Raw genomic sequence first — 21,040 nt, 5'->3', positions numbered from 1 at the left:
CAGGTGACGACCATGCCCCGACAGAGGGCGCGGCGACAAAAACTTTGGAGGAGATTCATGCAACTGGAGCTGCACGAGATCAGCAAGAAGCATGGTGCTGACGATTATCTTTACCCGATGTCGCTGGCGCTGGTGCCGGGCGCCATCAATGTGCTGCTGGGCACCACGCGCGCCGGCAAGACCACGCTGATGCGTGTGATGGCCGGGCTCGACAAGCCCACTGCCGGCAAGGTGCTGGCCGATGGCGTCGATGTGACGGGCGTGCCGGTCAGTAAGCGCAACCTGGCCATGGTCTATCAGCAGTTCATCAACTATCCGGCCTTCAGCGTGTATGACAATATGGCTTCGCCCTTGCGTCTGCGCAAGGTGCCTGAAGCGCAGATCCGCGAAAAAGTACTGGCGCTGGCCGAGCGGCTGCATATCACGCCCTATCTGGAGCGCACGCCGGGCGAACTGTCGGGCGGCCAGCAGCAGCGCACGGCGCTGGGGCGCGCGCTGATCAAGGATGCCTCCCTGCTGCTGCTCGATGAGCCGCTGGTCAATCTTGACTACAAGCTGCGCGAAGAGCTGCGGCGCGAACTGACCGAGCTGTTTTCCAGCGGCAGCACCACCGTGGTGTATGCCACCACCGAGCCGCTTGAAGCGCTGCAGCTGGGTGGCCATGTGGCGGTGCTGCACGAAGGGCGCCTGCTCCAGCAGGGGCCGACGCTCGATGTGTTCAACGCGCCAAACAGCATCGAGGTGGCGCGCACTTTCAGCGATCCGCCAATCAACCTGCTGCCGGTGCAGATCGATGCGCAGGGCGTGGCGCAGGCTGAAGGCGGCCTGGCCATTTCCCTGAACGCCGAACAGCAGGCAGCGCTGGCCGGCCAGCGCAGCGTGACGCTGGGCGTGCGCGCACACAGCCTGCAACTGGCTTCTTCCGTCGCCAGTGCGCCCGGTACGCTGGCGATCCCCGCAACCGTGGATCTGGCTGAAATCAGCGGCTCGGAAACCTATGTGCATGCGCGCCGTGGCGCGCTGTCGCTGGTGGCCCAACTCTCAGGCGTGCATGATATGGAGATCGGCAGCGACTGCACCATGGTCTGCCAGAGCGCTGCACTGTTCATTTTTGGCGCCGACGGCAAGCTGCTGTTTGCCCCGCAGTCCGGTAAGGGAGGCCAATAATGGCGCGCATTGAACTGATCGACCTTGCTCATGCCTACAAGCCCGACCCGAGTGCGCCATCGGATTACGCGCTGCGCCCGATGAGCATGACCTGGCGCGACGGCGGCGCCTATGCACTGCTGGGGCCATCGGGCTGCGGCAAGACCACCTTGCTCAATATTATCTCGGGCCTGGTCAAGCCGTCGCACGGCAAGGTACTGTTTGACGGCAAAGACGTGACGCAACTGCCGACCGAAGCGCGCAATATTGCGCAGGTGTTCCAGTTCCCCGTCATCTACGACACCATGACCGTGCACGACAACCTGGCTTTCCCGCTGCGCAATCGCGGCTGGAAGGAATCCGAAGTGAAAAAGCGCGTGCAGCAGGTGGCGCAGATGCTTGAACTGACGGGTGACCTGAAAATGCGCGCCAGCGGCCTGTCGGTCGACGCCAAGCAGAAAATCTCGCTGGGCCGCGGCCTGGTGCGCCCCGATGTGGCCGCCGTGCTGTTCGACGAACCGCTGACGGTGATCGATCCGCACCTGAAATGGCTGTTGCGGCGCAAACTCAAGGAAATCCACCATGAACTCAAGCTCTCGCTGATCTACGTCACGCATGACCAGGTCGAGGCGCTGACCTTTGCCGACGAAGTGGTGGTGATGACGCAGGGTGAAGTGGTGCAGACGGGCAGCGCGCAGGCGCTGTTTGAAACGCCGGCCCATACCTTTGTCGGCTACTTTATCGGCAACCCCGGCATGAATCTGTTCGACTGCACGTTGGACGACGGGCGCGCCATCGTGGCTGGCCAGGCCCTGGCCCTGAATGATGCCGCCCGCGCTGCGCTGACAGGCGCCAGCGGCAAGATCACGCTGGGCATCCGGCCCGAGTTTGTCGAATGCGTGGACGGCGCAACGGCGGCAAGCGACACCGTGCAGGCCAGCGTGCTGGCCGTGCGCAATATGGGCACGCATTATCTGGCCGAATTCCGGCTTGGCAGCCAGGTGCTGGCGGCCAGGCTGCGCAGTATCGATGCAGCGACAGCGCCAGGACAGGGCGTGCGGCTGCGTTTTCCGCCGGAGCGCACTTTGTACTACGTCAACGACAAACGGGTGGCCTGATGAAAACTGATAATAACCGCGCTTGGTTTCTGATACTGCCGGTGCTGCTGTGCGTGGCGTTTTCCGCCATCCTGCCCCTGATGACGGTGGTGAACTATTCGGTGCAGGATATTCTGAGCCCGACCCAGAAAGTGTTTGTCGGCGTCGAGTGGTTCCGCATGGTGATGCAGGACGGCGACCTGCACAGCGCCTTGTTGCGCCAGCTGCTGTTTTCCGGCTCGGTGCTGGCGATCCAGATCCCGCTGGGCATCCTGATTGCGCTGTGCATGCCGGCCGATGGCTGGAAGGCTTCCCTGTCGCTGGTGCTGATCGCGCTGCCGCTGCTGATTCCCTGGAACGTGGTCGGCACCATCTGGCAGATCTTCGGCCGTGGCGATATCGGCCTGATGGGCTACAGCCTGAACCAGCTGGGCTTCGACTATAACTACAACGGCAATTCGCTCGACGCCTGGCTGACGGTGATGGTGATGGATATCTGGCACTGGACGCCGCTGGTGGTGCTGCTGTGCTATGCGGGCCTGCGCGCGATTCCCGACGCCTATTACCAGGCAGCGCGCATCGACGGCGCCTCGCGCCTGGCGGTGTTTCGCTATATCCAGCTGCCCAAGCTGCGCAATGTGCTGATGATCGCGGTGCTGCTGCGCTTTATGGACAGCTTCATGATCTATACCGAGCCGTTCGTGCTGACCGGCGGCGGGCCAGGCAACGCCACCACCTTTTTATCGCAGTACCTGACGCAAAAGGCGGTCGGGCAGTTTGACCTGGGACCGGCTTCGGCGTTTTCGCTGATTTACTTCCTGATCATCCTGCTGTTCTGCTTTGCGCTCTACACCTGGATGCAGCGCGTTGGCACGGGAGACCAGAAATGAATCGCAAAGTTTCTTCAGGCATTCTGATCGCCTTCCTGCTCGCGTCCCTGCTGCCGATCTACTGGATGCTCAATATGTCGCTCAAGACCAACGAGGAAATCGTGGGCGTCCTGAGCTTGTGGCCGCAGCAGCTGACGTTTGCCAACTACCACACCATCTTTACCGACGCGTCCTGGTACAGCGGCTACATCAACTCGATGATCTACGTGGCGCTCAATATGGTCATGTCGGTGACGGTGGCGCTGCCCGCCGCGTATGCTTTTTCGCGCTATAACTTTGTCGGCGACAAGCACCTGTTTTTCTGGCTGCTGACCAACCGCATGACGCCGCCAGCGGTATTCCTGGTGCCGTTCTTCCAGCTCTATTCCACCGTCGGCCTGATGGACACCCATCTGGCCGTGGCCCTGGCGCACATGGTGTTCAACGTGCCGCTGGCGGTCTGGATACTGGAAGGCTTCATGTCGGGCGTGCCGAAGGAAATCGACGAGACGGCGTATATCGACGGCTACAGCTTCCCGCGCTTCTTTATCCGCATCTTCCTGCCGATGATCAAGTCGGGCATCGGCGTGACGGCGTTCTTCTGCTTCATGTTCAGCTGGGTCGAACTGCTGCTGGCGCGCACGCTCACGTCTGTGAACGCCAAGCCGATTGCCGCCACCATGACGCGCACCGTGTCGGCGGCCGGCATGGACTGGGGCGTGCTGGCGGCGGCCGGCGTGCTCACCATCGTGCCGGGCGCACTGGTGATCTGGTTCGTGCGCCATTACATCGCCAAGGGCTTTGCCATGGGGAGGGTCTGAACAATGGAAAACAATGTGGACAGTACTGCCAGCCTGTTTGGCTGGATGGCGTGGACGCCTGAAGTGGCGGTGTTCTTTATCTGTATCGGCTTGATGCTGGCCGTGATGACGGTGTGGCAGATCCGTTCGCCCAGCATCGAGCGCAAGGGCTTTTTGCCGATGCCGACCACGCGCGGTGACCGCCTGTTTGTCGGCCTGCTGGCAGCCGCCTACGTGAATCTGGCCTGGGCCGGCCTGACCGAGCTGCAGCAGGCAATTGGTGCGGCCATCAGTTTTGTAGTGTTGTTGATTGTAATGCGGTGGGGATAAGCCGGCTTGCCGGTGGGTGGAGAATGCCGGGCGCCATCGGCGGCCGGTTCATATAATAAAAGGAGAGATACGATGAAATTGAAGTTCACGGTCTTTGCAGCAGCAGCCATGCTGCTGGCCAATGCGGCCCTGGCCGACGTCAAGCAGGCGCAAACCTGGGTCGACAAGGAGTTCCAGCCATCGAGCCTGAGCAAGCAGCAGCAGATGGAGGAGATGAAATGGTTTATCGACGCTGCCGCCAAGCTCAAAGCCAAAGGCATCAAGGAAATTTCGGTGGTGTCCGAGACCATCGACACCCACGTCTATGAATCGAAAACGCTGGCCAAGGCGTTTGAGGAAATCACCGGCATCAAGGTGCGCCACGACATTATCCAGGAAGGCGACGTGGTGGAAAAGCTGCAGACCTCCATGCAGTCCGGTAAAAGCATCTATGACGGCTGGATTTCGGACTCCGACCTGATCGGCACCCACTACCGCTATGGCGCCGTCGAGCCGCTGTCGGACTATATGGCCGGCAAGGGCAAGGAATTTACCAATCCTGGCCTGGACCTGAAGGACTTTATCGGCATCAGCTTTACCACCGCACCGGATGGCAAGGTCTATCAGCTGCCCGACCAGCAGTTCGCCAACCTGTACTGGTTCCGCGCCGACTGGTTTGCGCGCAAGGACCTGCAGGCCAAGTTCAAGGCCAAGTACGGCTACGAGCTCGGTGTGCCGCAGAACTGGTCGGCCTACGAAGACATCGCCGACTTCTTTACCAACGACGTGAAAGAAATCGACGGCAAGAAAGTCTACGGCCATATGGACTACGGCAAGAAAGATCCCTCGCTGGGCTGGCGCTTTACCGATGCCTGGCTGTCGATGGCTGGCGCGGCCGACAAGGGTATCCCGAACGGCATGCCGATCGACGAGTGGGGCATCAAGGTGGCGGCAGACAAGTGCACGCCGGTGGGCGCTTCGATGTCGCGTGGCGGCGCCACCAATTCGCCGGCTGCCGTCTTTGCGCTGACCAAGTACATCGACTGGATGAAGAAATACGCGCCGCCGCAGGCCAACGGCATGAACTTCTCCGAGTCCGGCCCGGTGCCGGCGCAAGGCGAGATCGCCCAGCAGATTTTCTGGTACACGGCGTTTACGGCCGGCATGGTCAAGCCCGGCCTGCCGGTGGTCAACAAGGATGGCACGCCGAAATGGCGGATGGCGCCGTCGCCGCACGGCCCGTACTGGAAAGACGGCATGCAGAACGGCTACCAGGACGTCGGTTCATGGTTCCTGTTCAAGTCCACGCCGGACGACCGCAAGGCTGCCGCCTGGCTGTATGCGCAGTTCGTCACATCGAAGACCGTCTCGCTGAAAAAGTCCATTGTGGGCGTGACCTTTATCCGCGATTCCGATATCCGCCACGATTACTTTACCAAGCACGCCAATGAATACGGCGGCCTGATCGAGTTCTACCGCAGCCCGGCGCGCGTGGCCTGGACGCCGACCGGCAACAACGTGCCCGACTATCCGAAACTGGCGCAGCTGTGGTGGAAAAACGTGGCCACCGCCATTACCGGCGAAAAAACGCCGCAGGCCGCGATGGACAACCTGGCCGAGGAAATGGACCAGGTGATGGCACGCCTGCAGCGCGCCGGCATGAAAGCGTGCGCACCGAAGTTGAACGCCAAGGGCGATCCGAACCAGTATCTGTCCGACCAGCACGCGCCGTGGAAGAAACTGGCCAATGAAAAACCGAAGGGCGAAACCATTGCTTACGACAAGCTGCTGCAGGCCTGGAAAGAAGGCAAGGTGCGTTAAACTTTGCTGATGTTGTAATCTGGCAGGCACGGTTCGTGCAGACGAACTGTGCCTGTTTTTACCATGTAATGCAGTGCTGACTTATGACCAACTATATACTTGCTTTAGATCAGGGTACCACCAGCTCACGCGCCATTCTGTTTGACCATGCGGGCCGCGTGCATGCGTGCGCGCAGGGTGAATTTCGCCAGATTTTTCCGCAGCCGGGCTGGGTCGAACACGACGCCAGTGAAATATGGGATTCGCAGCGCAGCGTCATGGAGCAGGTGCTGCGCGAGAGCGGCGTGCCGGCCAGCGACGTGGCCGCCATCGGCGTGACCAATCAGCGCGAGACCACCGTGTTGTGGGACCGCGCTACCGGCGAACCTGTCACCAATGCCATCGTCTGGCAGGACCGGCGCAATGCCGCCTTTTGCGATCAGCTGGTCGCCGAAGGCAAGGCCGAACTGATCCAGCAAAAAACCGGCCTGGTGCTCGACGCCTATTTTTCCGCCACCAAGCTCAAATGGATGCTCGACAATATCGCCGGCCTGCGCGCACGCGCCCAGCGCGGCGAGCTGGCCTTCGGCACCGTCGACAGCTGGCTGATCTACAAGATGAGCGGCGCCCATCTGACCGATACCAGCAATGCTTCACGCACCATGCTGTTCAATATCCACACGCTGCAATGGGACACCGACCTGCTGGCGCTGCTCGATATTCCCGCTTCGCTGCTGCCCGACGTGGTGCCATCGAGCGGCATCGCCGCCCATACGCACACCGATTTGCTGGGCGTGCGCCTGCCGATTGCCGGCATTGCCGGCGACCAGCAGGCCGCCACCTTTGGCCAGGCCTGCCTGAAGCCGGGCATGGCCAAGAACACCTATGGCACCGGCTGCTTTATGCTGATGAATGTGGGCAAGCGCCCGCTGCCGTCGAAAAACCGCCTGCTCTCGACCGTCGGCTGGCGCCTGGGCGAGGGCGCCAACCGCACCGATTATCTGCTCGAGGGCAGCGCCTTTATTGCCGGCGCCGCCGTGCAGTGGATGCGCGACGGCCTGGGCATTATCAGCCACTCGTCCGAGGTCGAGGCGCTGGCCAGCAGCGTGCCCGATACGGGCGGGCTGGTCTTCGTGCCGGCCTTTGCCGGCCTCGGTGCGCCATACTGGGATCCGTATGCGCGCGGCACGCTGATCGGCATTACGCGCGGCACCGGCAAGGCGCATATCGCGCGCGCGGCGCTCGAAGGCGTGGCTTACCAGAACGTCGATGTGCTGTCGGCCATGCAGAAAGACGCCGGCATTGCCCTGTCCGAACTGCGCGTGGACGGCGGCGCGGCGCGCAACGACATGCTGATGCAGTTCCAGGCTGATATTCTGAATGTGCCGGTAGTACGTCCGGTAGTCACGGAAACCACGGCGCTGGGTGCAGCCTATCTGGCGGGCCTGGCGGTAGGTTTCTGGGCGTCGGAAGAGGAGATCGGCGCGCAGTGGCAGGTGGGCCGCCGCTTCGAGCCGAAGATGGCGCACGATGAACGCCTGGCGCGGCTGCATAAATGGCAGCGTGCGGTCGAGCGTTCGCGCCAGTGGGACGAGTAGACTGACAGGGTCAGGGCCGGGACGAGGTATCCCGGCCCCCGACGGCTTACATCGTTTCGACCTGGTCGCCCTTGATTTTCTTGCTTTCTTCAATCAGGTTGCGCGCACCGGCACGCAGTGCCGACAGATTGCGCTTGATGGTCTGGCGCAGGACTGCTTCGGCTGGCGCCTGATTCGGCGCACCGACAAACGCTTCCACGGTGGCCGTTACGTCGCAGTCGGTGTCGATGGTCTTGCGGCGGATCGACAGCTTGACTGCCTTGCTGCTGCTGTTGATGTTATTGATTGCCAGCAGCAGTTGCTCGCGCGACAGCTCCAGTGATTTGGCATCGGCAAAATTCGGGAACACCAGCATCAGATACTCGGGATCATTTTCCGCATCCAGGCTGAAGTACAGCGTGCCCAGGTCGGGATACTTGAAAATGACGTCATCGGTGTCATCGATCTTGGCAATCATGCCCAGTTCTTCTTCAATCACCGTTTTGTACAGTGTGGCAAGGGTATTGCTATCCATAGATTGCTCCATCAGGTTACGTAACTATCAAGTTTATAAGCAAGTATAACGTCTTAGTGGTGGCCATGGCCGCCACCTTGCTCGGCTTCGGGCTTGCGTATGGCGATCCAGGCCGTGATCAGGCTGAAGACGATAGTCAAGGTCAACAGTACGCTGTGCGCAAACACTTCCGGCTCGTGATATGCCTGGATAAATTCCGGATCGATGGCCGGCCCATGCTGCACCGTGTGGCTGGCCGTCACGGCGTTCTCATGCGGTGCTGCATGGATATCGCCGGCCTGTGCCTGCTCAGGCAGCGCCAGCGCATGCCCTTGCTTGACCTTGATGCGCTCGCCATTGGCAAACAGCCAGTACAGCATTGAGTTCTGGTCCTGGTGGTGCGTCACATGCAGGTAGCTCATCACCGATTCTCCCACCTCGTAGGTAAAGAATCCCACGAAGACGCCGCTGCCGGCAGCGGTAATACTGCGGCGTACGCGGTCGCGATGCTGTTCAATATGCAAGGCGTCAGCGCCCACATAGGTTGCACGGGCCTTGATCACTTTTTCAATCGATGTCAGCCGTTCCTTCAGATGCAGAGCCTGATCCATCTTGCACAGCAACAGATCGGAAACATAGGCATCTTGTTGCAGCGGCGCCATATTAAGTGCAGCGACATTGGCATTGGTCTGTATCAGCCCGGCCATGGTTTTATTGAGTTTTTTGGTCGTGTTTTTATGCAGTTGCTCGGCAATACGCGTTTTCAATACCTTCAAATTCAAGGCGTACAGCAGAAAAACGATACCGCCCGCCACCGATGTGAAGGTCAGCAATTTACCCAGTTCGGACCAGTATTGGAATTCGGGAAACCAGACCCAGTACAGTGTCAGCACCAGCATGGCAAAGACACTGCCATACAACCATCGCTTGTGTCGGTGCACAAAGTCATGCAACACGGTGGCACGTTGAGCAAAGACATCTTCCCACATTAATGCATACCGTTTGTGTGGTCCATTATGGCTCTTGCCATGCTCTTCTGCCGCATCTTCAACTCGTTGCCATTCTTTCAGCATGTTGCTTGAAAAAACATGCTCTTTGTCTGCGTCGATGGCAGTGCGGAGCTTGGCAAGGCCTTTCGTCTGCTCCTGCAGGATATGGCGCGTTTCAAGCCGTGTGGTCGTCATCTTGGCCAGCATAAAGGCGCGCAATACCATGGCGGCGTCGTCGGCCTGCATTTCAAAGTTTGCGTCGTACTCAGAAACGGTAATGGGCCGCTCGTAATCAATGTAGAAAGCATTTTTGTGCGTTCTCTCGCTGATCCTGTACGTCTCAAGGATGACCGATTGATCGGCAGGTGTGGTGGCGATGCGTAATTCGCCGAGCAAAAAGCTGCCGTCACCCGGTGATCCGGGGGGCGCAGCATTCATCTTTTTGTTGATCTCGATTGGCGCGCTTCCCGCCAGCAGTTCCTCCATTTCGGCTCCTTGCGTGCCGGTATGCCCGTGCGTGTTTGTCGTAACGCTCTCGAGGTCGCTACCTTCAACCTTGTTGCCCTCTTTGACCAGATGTTCATTTGTCCGGATAACTTCCGGGGGCGTGTTATCGTCGCTGGCAAGCGGATTTTTACTGCCATATACTGGTTTCGCGACCGGCAGCTTTGCCGGTTCCTTGCCAGCGTCGCCGTCCTGCGCGACGGCTTTGACGTTGTCCTCATCAACGGAATTTTTCTTGCTATCGAAACGGGGCAGGCCATCGGCCTCGATGTCCTTCTTCTGTGGCTTGATGGGCACCACTTTGGCGGGTGTTTCATCACGGCGCATCACGGAAATAAAGTATCGTCCGCCGCTGCGTGGTTCGGCTTTGTAGCTGTAGATGACGGTATTGCTCATAACCCTCTTTCCTGTTGAATTTGTCCGCTTAAGCCAGCATATTGCGCAAGGTATCGCCATCGAGCATTTCATGTTCCAGCAGGTAGTTCGCCACCTGCTCGATGGTGCGCCAGTGTTCGTCGATCACGTGCGTGGTGTGCTGGCGCGCTTCGGCCAGCCAGGCGTGCGAGCGTTCCACCGCGCGTTCCTGCAGGGCGCGCTGGCCGGCCTCGGAGATGCCTGACAGCGACAACCAGCCAAATTCCTCGTCCAGCCCCCATTCGGTAATCGCCTGCCAGGCCAGGCGGGTGGCGTAGTGCAGGTCGCTGGCGGCGCCGGCGTCGTTGCCGCCAGCGTCATCGATGGCGGGGAAGCGCCGCGATTCGGCAATGCGTCCGGCCAGTGCCACGCAGATGCGGTTGATGGCCTGGGCGCGGTTGAAGTTGCCGCCGCTTGAATTTTCCTGGTCATAACTGGTAAAGCCCAGGCTGTCGCGGCGCGGCACGATGGTGATCTGCTGCACCCGCACGCCGGGGTTGAGCACCATCGACACCACGGCGTGGCCGGCCTCGTGAAAGGCGGTCGATTCAAGCTGTTCGCGCAGGCGCGGGTTTTCGACGCGCTGGCCGTGGCGGATCACATTGATCTGTTCAAGCACATCGGCCTGGGTAATATGGTCGGTCTGGCGGCGCACCAAGTCGAGCGCGCATTCGCGGTAGACTTTTTCCAGGTCGGCGCCGGTCATGCCGGCGCTGAGGTCGAGCAGCACCTGGTCGTCCCAGGCGTCCTGGTGGGGCAGGCCGTGCAGGCGCGCCACGAACAGGGCGCGCGCTTCGCGGTCGAGCATGGGAATTTCAATATTGAGGTCGAGCCGGCCCGAGCGCGTCAGCGCCGGATCGACCTTGCCGGGGAAGTTGGTGGCGGCGATCACGAACACGCCGCCCCAGCGGGTGTCGGAAAAACCGTCGATTTCAGTGAGCAGCTGGTTGATGCAGACATCGGCGCCGTGCGCGCCGCGCACGCCCAGCGCATCGATCTCGTCGATAAACACGATGCTGGGTGCAAACTTGCGGGCGCGCTGGAACAGCGTGCGGATCAGGTCCAGGTCCAGCAGCTGCGGCCCGGTCACGCTGATAAAGGGCAGCTTGGCTTCGGCCGCCAGCGCCTTGGCCAGCATGGTCTTGCCGGTGCCGGCACTGCCATACAGCAGCATGCCCTTGGGCAAAGCCAGCGGTGCGCCGCCGACGCTGGCCGGCTGCTGCAGCAGGCGCAGCACCTGCTGCAGGCGCTGCTTGACATGCTGATGGCCGAAAATCGCATCAAAGCCCTGCTTGGGCAATTCGGTGACAAAGCCGCCGGTGTTGCCGTAGTCCGATTGTACGCGCACGCGTTCCAGTTCCAGCGCATCGAGCTGCAGCGTGAGCGTGGCGCCGTCGCGCGTGGCCGTCAGCCGGTAGCGCAGCGTTTCGCTACGGCGCAGCAACTGGTTGAGCACTTCAGCCGGGTTGCTGGCGCGCAGGCGCTCAAGCAGTGGCGACGGCGCCACGCTGACCACCAGCTGCGTGGCGCGGCTGGCGCCGCTGGCGTCGCAGTCGCGCACATAGTGCTGTACCAGCGGGCGGGCCACGCCATCGAGTTCACGCGCATTGATGTCCGGTCCCAGGGCAAGCGTCAGCACCCAGGCCAGTTCGGGCGCGTCGAGACCGCTGCAGGCCACGTTCTGCGCTTGCAGGCCGCTCGCCAGCGTGGCCAGGCGCTGGCCTGTGATGGCCAGCAGCGCGTCCAGCCCCAGCGGCAGGAAGGGCAGGATGGGGAACTGGCTCAGGTGCGTGGCAAAGCCCGAGGCGCGCGCGGGCGCCGGCTCGCCGCGGATACCTGTCTGGCTGGCGGGCGGCGCGCCAAAAGCCGCGCGCAGCTGGGCGATCGCCTGCTCCGGCGTGTCGGCCAGCAGTTGCTGGTAGCCGGGCTGCTCATAGACGGCGCTGGCGGCATTGCTGGTAAAGAGCAGGATGGTGTCGCTGAAGTCGACGCTGCGGCTGTCGGGGTGGCCGCTTTCAGCGCCGCTGCCGAAGCCATATTCGTCATCGAGGCTGCCGCCGACCAGCAGAGGCATCAGCAGCTGTTGCACGTTTTCATGGGCGCGGTCGATATGCTCGAACACCACGATGGCGCGCGGATGCTCCCACACAAAACCGGTCAGGCGCCCAGGGCGCGCGTCCGACCAGCCATAGCGCAGGCCGGTCAGGCCAAAGCCTTCGCGCTCGCTCTGGTAGCTGGCCATATTGAGCGTCAGCATGGGCCGCCCGGCATAGTGCTGCGCCAGCAGATTTGTCATCAGGGTCTTGCCGCTCGATGGTGGGCCGAGCAGCAGAAACACCTGTGGACCGTTTTGGCCGTCAAGTTTCCATTCACGCAGCGTCAGTTCTTCGCGCAGCAGCGTGGCGGCCAGTTCCTGGCCCAGCAACTGGGTGGCCAGCCGTTCGCGCAGGCTGTTGCCCGCAGAGGCTGCGCCGCCGGCGCCGGCGTTGATCGGCGGCGGCTTGAGCGCGGCCGTGACCACCTGCATGGCCGCGGTGATCGCGGCGTCGCGTTCGCTTTCCTCCAGCGGCGCTTCGGCAAAAACGGCCTCTTCGCCGGCCCAGTTGCCGCCTGCCAGCCGCGTTTTGAGCTGCACCAGCGCATCTGCCAGGCGCAGTGCCGGTTCTGCCTGGTAGCTGTCGAGTACAAGCTGCCCGCCGGGCGCTGCCTGTTCGCGCGTCAGCGCGGCCGCCGGCACACCGGCCTGGCCAACGGCGCTGTCGGTGGCGGCAGGGGCAATAAATTGCAGGGCCGCATAGAAACAGTCGATATCAATGCGTTTGCGTTGTTGATGCAAGGCAATTACCTTGGACATCCTGAGCGCTGCGGTCAGTTTGTCCATTGATGCTTCTTTACGCTGTTCATGCAGACCTGGATGGGCTAACGGAGGTGAGCGCGAGTATCAGCGATCTTTTGCAATACGTCAATTATTGTTATGTTCTACGTAAGCTGCATGGAACGCAGATAATAAAGCGCAAAGCCGGCCGCTTCGCGCGGCAGCGAATACAGGTCGCGCCACTCGACATACGGCGCATGGATCTGTGCGCTGACATGCACGCCGGCGCGCTGCAGCGCCAGCCGCATGCGCGGCACATGGAAATACTGGGTGGCTACCATGGCGCTGCGCCAGCCGTGGCTGGCCATGATGGCCGCTGCATTGTGCGCCGTGGCGCCGGTGGTCCAGCCCTGGCTGTCCTCGACAATGGCGCTGGCCGGCACGCCCTGGCGGCGCAGGTAGGCCGCCATGGACACGGCTTCGTCAAAGCCTTCCTTGCCGGTGGCGCCACTGACCAGTATGCGCGGCGCCAGTCGCTCGCGATAGGCGGCCAGCGCTGCATCGAGCCGGGCCTGCAGGCGCGGGCTCGGCGTACCGTCGGGGGCGATGGTATTACCAGGCACCACAATCACATCGGCAGGCGCAAGCTGGTCGTGCACGCCGTCGAGCACCAGCGCGGCGCAGGCCAGCGTCCATGCCGCCAGCAGGGCGGCAAGAAGATAAAGCAGGTTTTTAAGCATGGTGCATGATACTGCACCGATGGCCGTGGTGTTGTCTGGTTACGCCCTGCGGGCTAACCCGACCTACGCCTTGCCCTCGACATTTTTCAGGTCCGCTTGGCCCGGTGTTCCTGTGCGGGAGGACCAGAATTATTTGCGCGGCTCGTGAATGCGGAATTTCCTGACAATACCAGCATGGTCAAACATCACGGCCACTTCGCGCGTGCCTTTTTCGCCCAGCAGCGGCAGCAGTCGCCTTGAGGGCTGCAGTTGGTTCTTGTAGACCCACACTTCATAGCCGGGGTCGAAGCTGACCACGGTGGCGTTGCCCAGTGCCGCGTCGAGATCGAGGCGGGTGGTTTTGCCCACCTTGATGTTCTGGTAGATGGCGCCGTTGACGGGCGCGCGGTTGACCTGGTATTCGCTGGCCGTGCACATGGCCACGCTCAAGCCAGCCAGGCAGCATAGCGCCAGTTTGATGACAGTGTTCATGGTAGTCGTTCCGGTGTGCATCACCGCTTCCAATCTCAGAGGGGACGGGCGTGATGTCTGGACGCAGTGTGCTGAGATTCTGTTGAACCGGCTACCGGATTATACAAAGGCTCGCATGGCGATGCTGAAGGGTGCGCAAAACGGTACTTTCAGCGTCCTGGCTGAACGTCGGTCGAGACCGCCAGCGTTTCCTTGATCTCTTCCATCACCACATAGCTTTTCGATTGCGCCGCGCCCGGCAGCTGCAGCAGCATGTCGCCCAGCAGCTTGCGATATTCGGCCATCTCGTGGATGCGCGCCTTGATCAGATAGTCGAAGTCGCCCGACACCAGGTGGCATTCCTGCACCTCCGGTATCTGCAGCACTTCGCGGCGGAACTGCTCGAAGGCCGAGGCCGACTTCTGGTTCAGGGTGATTTCCACGAACACCAGCAACTTGGCGCCCACGGCGGCCGGATTGACGCGCGCATAATAGCCGCTGATCACGCCGTCGCGCTCCATGCGCCGCACCCGTTCGATGCAGGGCGTGATCGACAGGCCGACCTGTTCGCCCAGCTCTTTCATTGAGATGCGCCCGTCCACCTGCAGCACGCGCAGGATATGCCGGTCGAGCTTGTCGAGCCCGCGTGCCGATTCTTTAAGAATTCTCATGGATTTTTATGATTATTTGCTGAATATCTTGATTTATACGTGAACAAATGCTGGTTCAATCGCCATATCATAGCGGCAAATCCGGCAATCTGCCCAAAAAACAATCGTCATCAAAAAACGGAAAAATAGAGGAAATTATGCGTATCGTGATTCTGGGCAGCGGCGTGATCGGCGTCACCAGTGCTTACTACCTGGCCAGGGCCGGCCATGACGTGACCGTCATCGACCGCCAGCCCGGTCCGGCGCTGGAAACCAGTTTCGCCAACGCCGGCCAGATTTCGCCCGGCTACGCCTCGCCGTGGGCCGCGCCCGGCATTCCCCTCAAAGCCGTAAAATGGATGATGCAGCGCCACGCCCCGCTGGCCATCTCGCTCGACGGCAGCATGGCGCAGCTCAAATGGATGTGGCAGATGCTGCGCAACTGCACGCCCGACGCCTACGCCGTCAACAAGGAACGCATGGTGCGTCTGGCCGAATACAGCCGCGACTGCTTCAAGACGCTGCGCGCCGAGGCCGGCATCACCTATGAAGGGCGCCAGCAGGGCACGACCCAGCTGTTCCGTACCGAAAAACAATACAACGATGCGGCTAAGGATATCGAGGTGCTGCAGGAAGCGGGCGTGCCGTTCGAGGTCTTGTTGCGCGACCAGTTGTCCGGCGCCGAGCCGGCCCTGGAAGCGGTCAAGCACAAGCTGTTTGGCGGCCTGCGCCTGCCCAACGATGAAACCGGCGACTGCCAGCTGTTTACCACGCGCCTGGCCGAGATGGCCGTCGCGCTTGGTGTCACGTTCCGCTATGGCGTGCCGATCGATGCGCTGCTGACGCAGGGCGACGCGATTGCCGGCGTACAGTGCGGCGCAGAACTGGTCAAGGCAGACGCTTACGTGGTGGCCCTCGGTTCCTACTCGACCAATTTCATCAAGCCGCAGCTCGATATTCCCGTCTATCCGCTCAAGGGCTATTCGATCACGGTGCCTATCGTCGATGCGGCCAAAGCACCGGTATCGACCATCCTTGATGAAACCTACAAGATTGCCGTCACGCGCTTTGACGACCGCATCCGCGTGGGCGGCATGGCCGAGATTGCCGGCTACGACCTGCGCCTCAACCCGCGCCGCCGCGAAACGCTGGAAATGGTGGTCAACGACCTGTTCCCCGGCGGCGGCAATACGGTCGACGCCACCTTCTGGACCGGCCTGCGCCCGATGACGCCGGACGGCACGCCGATCGTCGGACGCACGCCGCTGCGTAACCTGTTTCTGAACACCGGCCACGGCACGCTGGGCTGGACCATGTCGTGCGGTTCGGCGCAGTTGCTGGCCGACCTGATGTCGTCGAAGCAGCCGGCTATCCGCGCCGATGACCTGTCGGTAGCGCGCTATCACGGCGCCACCCAGGGCGGCAAGCTGCAATACGCGGGCGCTTGAGATGGGCGCTTTCATGAGCATGGGCGTGCCGGCCAAGGAGCGTAGCGGCGCCATCCTGACCATCGACCTCGATGCCGTGCGCAGCAATTACCGTTTGCTGCGCGCACGCGCGTTGCCGGCTGCCTGTTCGGCCGTGGTCAAGTCCGACGCCTACGGCCTGGGCGCAGCGCAAGTGGCGTCGGCGCTGTACCAGGAAGGCTGCCGGCATTTTTTTGTCGCTCACCTGGAAGAAGGCATCAGCCTGCGCCCGCACCTGGCGCTGGACGCCGCCATTTTCGTTCTGCACGGCCCGCCGGTAGGCACCGAAGCGGCGTTTACCGAGCATGGCTTGATTCCTGTGCTCAACAGCGTGCCACAGGTGCAAGGCTGGCGCGCGCATGCCGCCATGCTGGGCCGCACGCTGGACGCCATCGTGCAGGTCGATACCGGCATGTCGCGCATGGGCATGGCGCCGCAGGAAGTCGATCAATGGCTGGCCGACGCGCACTTTCTCGACGGCGTCAATGTGCTCTATGTGATGAGCCACCTGGCCTGCGCCGACGAGCGCGCCAACCCGTTCAATGCGCTGCAACTGGCACGCTTCCAGGCGATCCTTGCCCGTTTGCCGGCCTGCCGCGCCAGCCTGGCCAATTCCTCGGGCGTGTTCCTGTCGCCCAGCTACCACTTTGACCTGGTGCGCCCCGGCGCGGCGCTGTATGGTATTACGCCACAGGCAGGCGAGGTCAACCCCATGCGCCCGGTGGTGCGTCTGCAGGGCAAGATTATCCAGTCGCGCACGATAGGCGATGGCGACCATGTCGGCTACAGCCTGCGTTATACGGCGCAAGGCGTCTGCCGGGTGGCCACTGTGTCGGTCGGTTATGCCGACGGCTGGCTGCGCAGCATGAGCAACCAGGGCCTGGCCGTGATCGATGGCGTGAAGGTGCCGCAGATCGGCGCCATTTCGATGGACTCGATTACGCTTGACGTCAGTGCAATTGCGCCCGAACGCGTGGCGCCGGGCAGCCTGGTTGACCTGATCTGCGCCGAGCATCCGGTCGATGCGGTGGCCGCCATGGCCCAGACCATCGGCTACGAAGTGCTGACCAATCTGGGTGGACGCTATTACCGCGAATACCGCGGTCTGGCCCGCCCAGCTTGACCTTACCTAGCCTTCTGGCGTGCAGACGCCGGCGATAATTGTGTGGCAAGATAGCCCTGTAGCGTACTTTGCTCCAGGGCTTTTTTTCCACTTTTATCGAGGTCATTCATGAGTCAATATCAAGTCGCCGTTATCGTTGGCAGCCTGCGCAAGGATTCCTTCAACCGCAAGCTGGCCGACGCCATCATCAAGCTGGCCCCGCCAGAGTTTTCGTTCAAGCATATTGAAATCGGCGACCTGCCGCTGTACAACCAGGACGACGATGGCGCCCAGAGCGAACAGGTGCTGCGCCTGAAAACCGAGATCGCCGATTCCCAGGCGCTGCTGTTCCTGACCCCCGAGTACAACCGTTCCGTGCCTGGCGTACTGAAAAACGCCATCGACCACGCTTCGCGCCCTTACGGCCAGAGCGTCTGGGGCGGCAAGCCGGGCGCCGTGCTGGGCGTATCGGTGGGCGCCATCGGCACCGCACTGGCGCAGCAGCATCTGCGCAATATCTTGGCCTACCTGGACGTGCCGCTGCTAAACCAGCCGGAAATGTTTATCCAGGCCAAGGATGGCCTGTTTGACGAACACGGCAATATCGGTGAAGCCAGCCTGGGCTTCTTCCAGGGCTGGATGCAGCATTATGTGAATTGGGTCAAGAAACACGCGATCCACGCATAAGCGGGAATAAACGCTTGCAACGAGCATCACGGATGCTGCCGGCAGCGCCGGCAGCACAGCCGAATCAATCCACCTTGATCAGGCCTTCGGCTTGGATCGCCAGCTTGATCTCGGGCTTGAAGCCCAGGTCGAGGTTGACCGTAATGCCATAGTCGGCGCGGTTGAAGTTGGCAAACGCGTTCACGCCGCACACTTCGCGCTTGTACAGCTTGCTTTCCATGCATTTGAAGGTCTCGATCTGCAAATTGAGCGGCTTTGTCACGCCGTTCAGGGTCAGTTCGCCTATGACTTCGACCGGTCGCTCGCCGTCGAAGCGCATGCTGCTGCCGCGATAGACGGCCGTCGGATATTTCTCGGTATCGAGAATGCGCGCCGATTTCAATACGCCATTCATGGCGGTATGGCCCACATCGACTGATGCGGTCTCGACCGTCACTTCCAGCGTTCCCGTTTTTGCCTGGCGATCCAGCACCACGGTGCCGCTGCTTTTGGTAAATTTGCCGCGCCAGACCGACATGCCGCCCCAATGATCGGTCTCGAAGCTCGGGTAAGTGTGGCTAGGCAGCAAGGTGTAGGTTTCAGCGGCAAACGCCGGCAGTGCAAGGGTGGCTGCCAGGGCGCTGATCAACAGTGATTTCATGGTGTTTCCTTCAAAGAGTAGATATCGGAGAACTATTTGCCGGTCGTTACCAGGCGAAACTTCAGCGTCACTTCATCGGCCACCAGCGAGGTGTCCTTCCATTCCTGTTCGCCGATATTAAATTGCAGCCGTTTGATCGGCAGCGTGCCGTCGAACGTCAGCACGTTGGCGTTCTGGCTCATCTGCACCGGAATGCTGACCGGGCTGGTCGCGCCCTTGATGCTGAGCTGGCCGTCAACCAGATAGCGCCCGGGCGCCGTTTGCCTGACCGCGCTCGAGACAAAGGTGGCCTTGGGAAAGCCGGCAGCGTTAAACCAGGTCTTGCTGCGCACTTCCTTGTTGTAGCTTTCATCGCCGATATCGAAGCTGTTCATGTTGACGTCGATGCGCACTTTGGTTTGCGCCGGTTTGGCCGGGTCGAATTGCATGTCGAGTGCAAACTGCTTGAATTTGCCGTCCAGCGGCACGCCCATCTGTTTGAAGCCGGCAACGATGCTGCTTTTTTGCAGATCGAGCGTGTTTTGTGCGCCCGCCAGTGCAGGCAGCAGCAGGGCCAGCGCGAGGGCGCCGCGCCGCAAATGGGATAAACAGGTCATGTAATGTCTCCGGTGAGTAAAGGTCAGGATCAGCGCGATGATGGCGGGCGCTGGAGAAACGGCAGCATGCGTGCCAGCAAGCCGTCGCGATTGATGAACTGGTGTTTGATCACGGCCAGCAGATGCAGGCACACCAGGCACAGCAAGCTGTAATTGAAAATCCAGTGCAGGCTACGCAGCAACACCTTCAATTGGGCATCGGGCGCCACGATGGCGGGAATGGGCAGTACGCCAAACAGCACCACCGGCACACCGGCAGCCTGGCTGAACAACAGGCCCGACACGGGCACGGCCACCAGCAGCGCATACAGCGCCAGGTGTGTCAGGTGCGCTGCACGCTGTTGCCAGCGCGCCATGCCAGCTGGCATCGCCGGGCTGGCGTGCAACAGGCGCCACAGCACGCGCGGCAGCAGCGTGAGCAGCACAGTCAGGCCGATCCATTTATGCCAGGAAAAATATTTCAGTTTCGTTGGCGTCAGCCCCGGTATGTCCGTCATCACCAGCCCAAGCGCAAAGCAGCCTGCCACCAGCAGCGCCCCCAGCCAGTGCAGCACGATGCTGGTGCGGGGATAGGTCGTGGCAGCAGTGCCGCTGTGGTCGGGTTGGCGTGGCTTCATATGGTGTCCAGTCAGGGGATCGGCACGCTGGCGCCCATGCATGGCGCCATCGTGTCAGGGTGGTTCAGGGGGAATGGTCAGATGCTATGGTTCAGGCCGATACTGATCCCGGCCTGGCCGGTCTGGCGCGTGGCCGGAATCAGGGCGCCGCCATACAGATTGCGGTCGATTTCAAGGTACAGGCGGGTGCGCTTGGAGAAGGCATAGTTGGCGCTGACGATATACAGGTCGCGTTGTCCGCTGACCACATGGCTGTAGCGCGAACGGTACACCGCGGCCACCAGTTCCACCTCCGGCGTGATCTGGTACTGCGCGCCGACCCAGCTCACTTTGTTGCTGTAGGTGCCCGCTGCCAGTGTTTCCTGCCGCTCCTTGGAGTGGCCAGCTTTCAGGCGCAAGTCGCCAAACTGGTAGCCGCCGCCAACGATGTAGGAAACATTGTCCTGCCCGGCCAGCGTTTTTTTCTGCGTGTAGGCAGCGCCCAGCTGCGCGGTGCCGTCGGCGTAACGTGCGGCCACTGCCTGCGCCGAGCCATTGCGGGTGTTCCCTACTTGCTCGCCGGCCGCGTATTCGGCGGCCAGCGTGACCGGACCGGTGATGTAGTTGTATTGCAGGTCGTTGTTGAAGCGCGTGCCGCTGGAAGCCGACGCGCCCAGGCCTGCGGCAATCGCTGCGGCGGGCAGGGTGGTGCCGGCGCCGGCGCCAACCGGCACCAGGCTGATGTAGCGGTAGCCGAACGGATCGTTTTCGCGCACCGTGGTCGAGGCGATCGTGTACTGGCGCCCGGCAGTCAGGCTGCCCCACGCGCCGCCCAGGCTGACCCAGGCACTGCGGTTGAACAGCACGCCGTTGGCGTTATCGAGTGCGCCGGTGCCGTTGTTGAACCCTGTTTCAAGCAGGAATTTGACTTTATTTCCGCCCCCCAGATCCTCGGTCCCCATAAAGCCGAAGCGGTTGGCCTGGTAGATGCCATTCGAACCGACTGACAGTTTGCTGTCGCCAGCGGCATTGCTGTTGGTGACGTTGCGCACGCCGCCATCGGTGGTGCCGTAGATGGTGACATTGCTTTGGGCGTGTGCAAGGTTGCTGGCCAGGCCGAGCAGGGCCAGCGCGTACAGGGTACGTTTCATGATTCATCTCCAGTGTTTTTTATAGGTATGTCAGTCGTGATCGACTGTACGCAGCGCCATGTCACGACCCGTTGAAGGTGCCGGCACGTTGTCTGCGTGAACAAATTATATGCACAAAATAAAAAATT

Annotated in this window: 20 protein-coding genes; 10 read left to right on the top strand and 10 right to left on the bottom strand. The window is 61.4% G+C overall.

Annotated features, from left to right (window positions below; translation table 11 throughout):
* Positions 1 to 57 precede the first annotated feature (57 nt).
* From GCM43_RS01775 to glpK, 7 genes are all read left to right on the top strand, one after another.
* On the top strand, positions 58 to 1,167 hold the full coding sequence (locus GCM43_RS01775) for an ABC transporter ATP-binding protein (protein ID WP_152241777.1): 1,110 nt from the start codon (positions 58 to 60) through the stop codon (positions 1,165 to 1,167).
* A complete protein-coding gene (locus GCM43_RS01770) occupies positions 1,167 to 2,264 on the top strand; it encodes an ABC transporter ATP-binding protein (protein WP_152241776.1) in 1,098 nt (365 codons plus the stop codon). The genes GCM43_RS01775 and GCM43_RS01770 overlap by 1 nt, the downstream gene beginning before the upstream one ends.
* Positions 2,264 to 3,133, top strand: coding sequence for a carbohydrate ABC transporter permease (locus GCM43_RS01765; protein WP_152241775.1), 870 nt, complete (start codon positions 2,264 to 2,266; stop codon positions 3,131 to 3,133). Before GCM43_RS01770 ends, GCM43_RS01765 begins: the two co-directional genes overlap by 1 nt.
* On the top strand, positions 3,130 to 3,933 hold the full coding sequence (locus tag GCM43_RS01760; RefSeq protein WP_152241774.1) for a carbohydrate ABC transporter permease: 804 nt from the start codon (positions 3,130 to 3,132) through the stop codon (positions 3,931 to 3,933). Before GCM43_RS01765 ends, GCM43_RS01760 begins: the two co-directional genes overlap by 4 nt.
* Positions 3,934 to 3,966: 33 nt before the next feature.
* Positions 3,967 to 4,242, top strand: a complete 276-nt coding sequence (locus tag GCM43_RS01755) for a DUF2160 domain-containing protein (RefSeq protein ID WP_152242023.1) — start codon at positions 3,967 to 3,969, stop codon at positions 4,240 to 4,242.
* Between the two features lie 72 nt (positions 4,243 to 4,314).
* Positions 4,315 to 6,042, top strand: a complete 1,728-nt coding sequence (locus tag GCM43_RS01750; RefSeq protein WP_152241773.1) for an ABC transporter substrate-binding protein — start codon at positions 4,315 to 4,317, stop codon at positions 6,040 to 6,042.
* Between the two features lie 83 nt (positions 6,043 to 6,125).
* The gene (gene glpK, locus GCM43_RS01745; RefSeq protein WP_152241772.1) at positions 6,126 to 7,619 is read left to right on the top strand and encodes a glycerol kinase GlpK; all 1,494 of its coding nucleotides are present in this window, start codon (positions 6,126 to 6,128) and stop codon (positions 7,617 to 7,619) included.
* A 46-nt stretch (positions 7,620 to 7,665) separates the two neighbouring features.
* Here the strand turns inward: glpK and GCM43_RS01740 are convergent, their stop codons facing one another.
* The 6 genes from GCM43_RS01740 to GCM43_RS01715 all read right to left on the bottom strand — a co-directional run bounded on the left by GCM43_RS01740 (position 7,666) and on the right by GCM43_RS01715 (position 14,695).
* Positions 7,666 to 8,133: a hypothetical protein gene (locus GCM43_RS01740; protein ID WP_152241771.1), complete on the bottom strand. Its 468-nt coding sequence runs from the start codon at positions 8,131 to 8,133 to the stop codon at positions 7,666 to 7,668.
* A gap of 53 nt (positions 8,134 to 8,186) precedes the next feature.
* Positions 8,187 to 10,001 carry a hypothetical protein gene (locus GCM43_RS01735; RefSeq protein WP_152241770.1) on the bottom strand — a complete coding sequence of 605 codons (1,815 nt, stop codon included), beginning with the start codon at positions 9,999 to 10,001 and terminating at the stop codon, positions 8,187 to 8,189.
* 28 nt (positions 10,002 to 10,029) lie between these two features.
* Positions 10,030 to 12,900 carry an AAA family ATPase gene (locus GCM43_RS01730; RefSeq protein ID WP_152241769.1) on the bottom strand — a complete coding sequence of 957 codons (2,871 nt, stop codon included), beginning with the start codon at positions 12,898 to 12,900 and terminating at the stop codon, positions 10,030 to 10,032.
* Positions 12,901 to 12,998: 98 nt separating this feature from the next.
* Positions 12,999 to 13,574, bottom strand: coding sequence for a YdcF family protein (locus GCM43_RS01725; protein WP_152241768.1), 576 nt, complete (start codon positions 13,572 to 13,574; stop codon positions 12,999 to 13,001).
* A 129-nt stretch (positions 13,575 to 13,703) separates the two neighbouring features.
* The gene (locus GCM43_RS01720) at positions 13,704 to 14,045 is read right to left on the bottom strand and encodes a hypothetical protein (RefSeq protein WP_152241767.1); all 342 of its coding nucleotides are present in this window, start codon (positions 14,043 to 14,045) and stop codon (positions 13,704 to 13,706) included.
* 149 nt (positions 14,046 to 14,194) lie between these two features.
* Complete coding sequence (locus GCM43_RS01715) at positions 14,195 to 14,695, bottom strand: Lrp/AsnC ligand binding domain-containing protein (protein WP_152241766.1); 501 nt, start codon at positions 14,693 to 14,695, stop codon at positions 14,195 to 14,197.
* Positions 14,696 to 14,832: 137 nt separating this feature from the next.
* Here GCM43_RS01715 and GCM43_RS01710 point away from each other — a divergent pair, with 137 nt between their 5' ends.
* From GCM43_RS01710 to GCM43_RS01700, 3 genes are all read left to right on the top strand, one after another.
* Positions 14,833 to 16,122 (top strand): D-amino acid dehydrogenase, encoded by a 1,290-nt coding sequence (locus GCM43_RS01710; protein ID WP_152241765.1) that lies wholly within the window; start codon positions 14,833 to 14,835, stop codon positions 16,120 to 16,122.
* Between the two features lies 1 nt (position 16,123).
* Entirely contained in the window at positions 16,124 to 17,263 is a 1,140-nt protein-coding gene (gene alr / locus GCM43_RS01705; protein WP_226929268.1) for an alanine racemase, read from the top strand.
* 108 nt (positions 17,264 to 17,371) lie between these two features.
* Complete coding sequence (locus GCM43_RS01700; protein ID WP_152241764.1) at positions 17,372 to 17,929, top strand: NADPH-dependent FMN reductase; 558 nt, start codon at positions 17,372 to 17,374, stop codon at positions 17,927 to 17,929.
* A gap of 64 nt (positions 17,930 to 17,993) precedes the next feature.
* Here GCM43_RS01700 and GCM43_RS01695 read toward each other — a convergent pair whose 3' ends face one another.
* The 4 genes from GCM43_RS01695 to GCM43_RS01680 all read right to left on the bottom strand — a co-directional run bounded on the left by GCM43_RS01695 (position 17,994) and on the right by GCM43_RS01680 (position 20,912).
* The gene (locus tag GCM43_RS01695; protein ID WP_193315501.1) at positions 17,994 to 18,569 is read right to left on the bottom strand and encodes a YceI family protein; all 576 of its coding nucleotides are present in this window, start codon (positions 18,567 to 18,569) and stop codon (positions 17,994 to 17,996) included.
* A 32-nt stretch (positions 18,570 to 18,601) separates the two neighbouring features.
* Positions 18,602 to 19,165: a YceI family protein gene (locus GCM43_RS01690; protein ID WP_152241763.1), complete on the bottom strand. Its 564-nt coding sequence runs from the start codon at positions 19,163 to 19,165 to the stop codon at positions 18,602 to 18,604.
* A gap of 29 nt (positions 19,166 to 19,194) precedes the next feature.
* Complete coding sequence (locus tag GCM43_RS01685; protein WP_152241762.1) at positions 19,195 to 19,782, bottom strand: cytochrome b; 588 nt, start codon at positions 19,780 to 19,782, stop codon at positions 19,195 to 19,197.
* A 77-nt stretch (positions 19,783 to 19,859) separates the two neighbouring features.
* Positions 19,860 to 20,912: a porin gene (locus GCM43_RS01680; RefSeq protein ID WP_152241761.1), complete on the bottom strand. Its 1,053-nt coding sequence runs from the start codon at positions 20,910 to 20,912 to the stop codon at positions 19,860 to 19,862.
* Positions 20,913 to 21,040 lie beyond the last annotated feature (128 nt).

It is taken from the genome of Janthinobacterium aquaticum, from assembly GCF_009208565.1.
Classification (GTDB): Bacteria; Pseudomonadota; Gammaproteobacteria; order Burkholderiales; family Burkholderiaceae_D; genus Janthinobacterium.
This window is presented reverse-complemented; position numbering and strand designations above follow the sequence as displayed.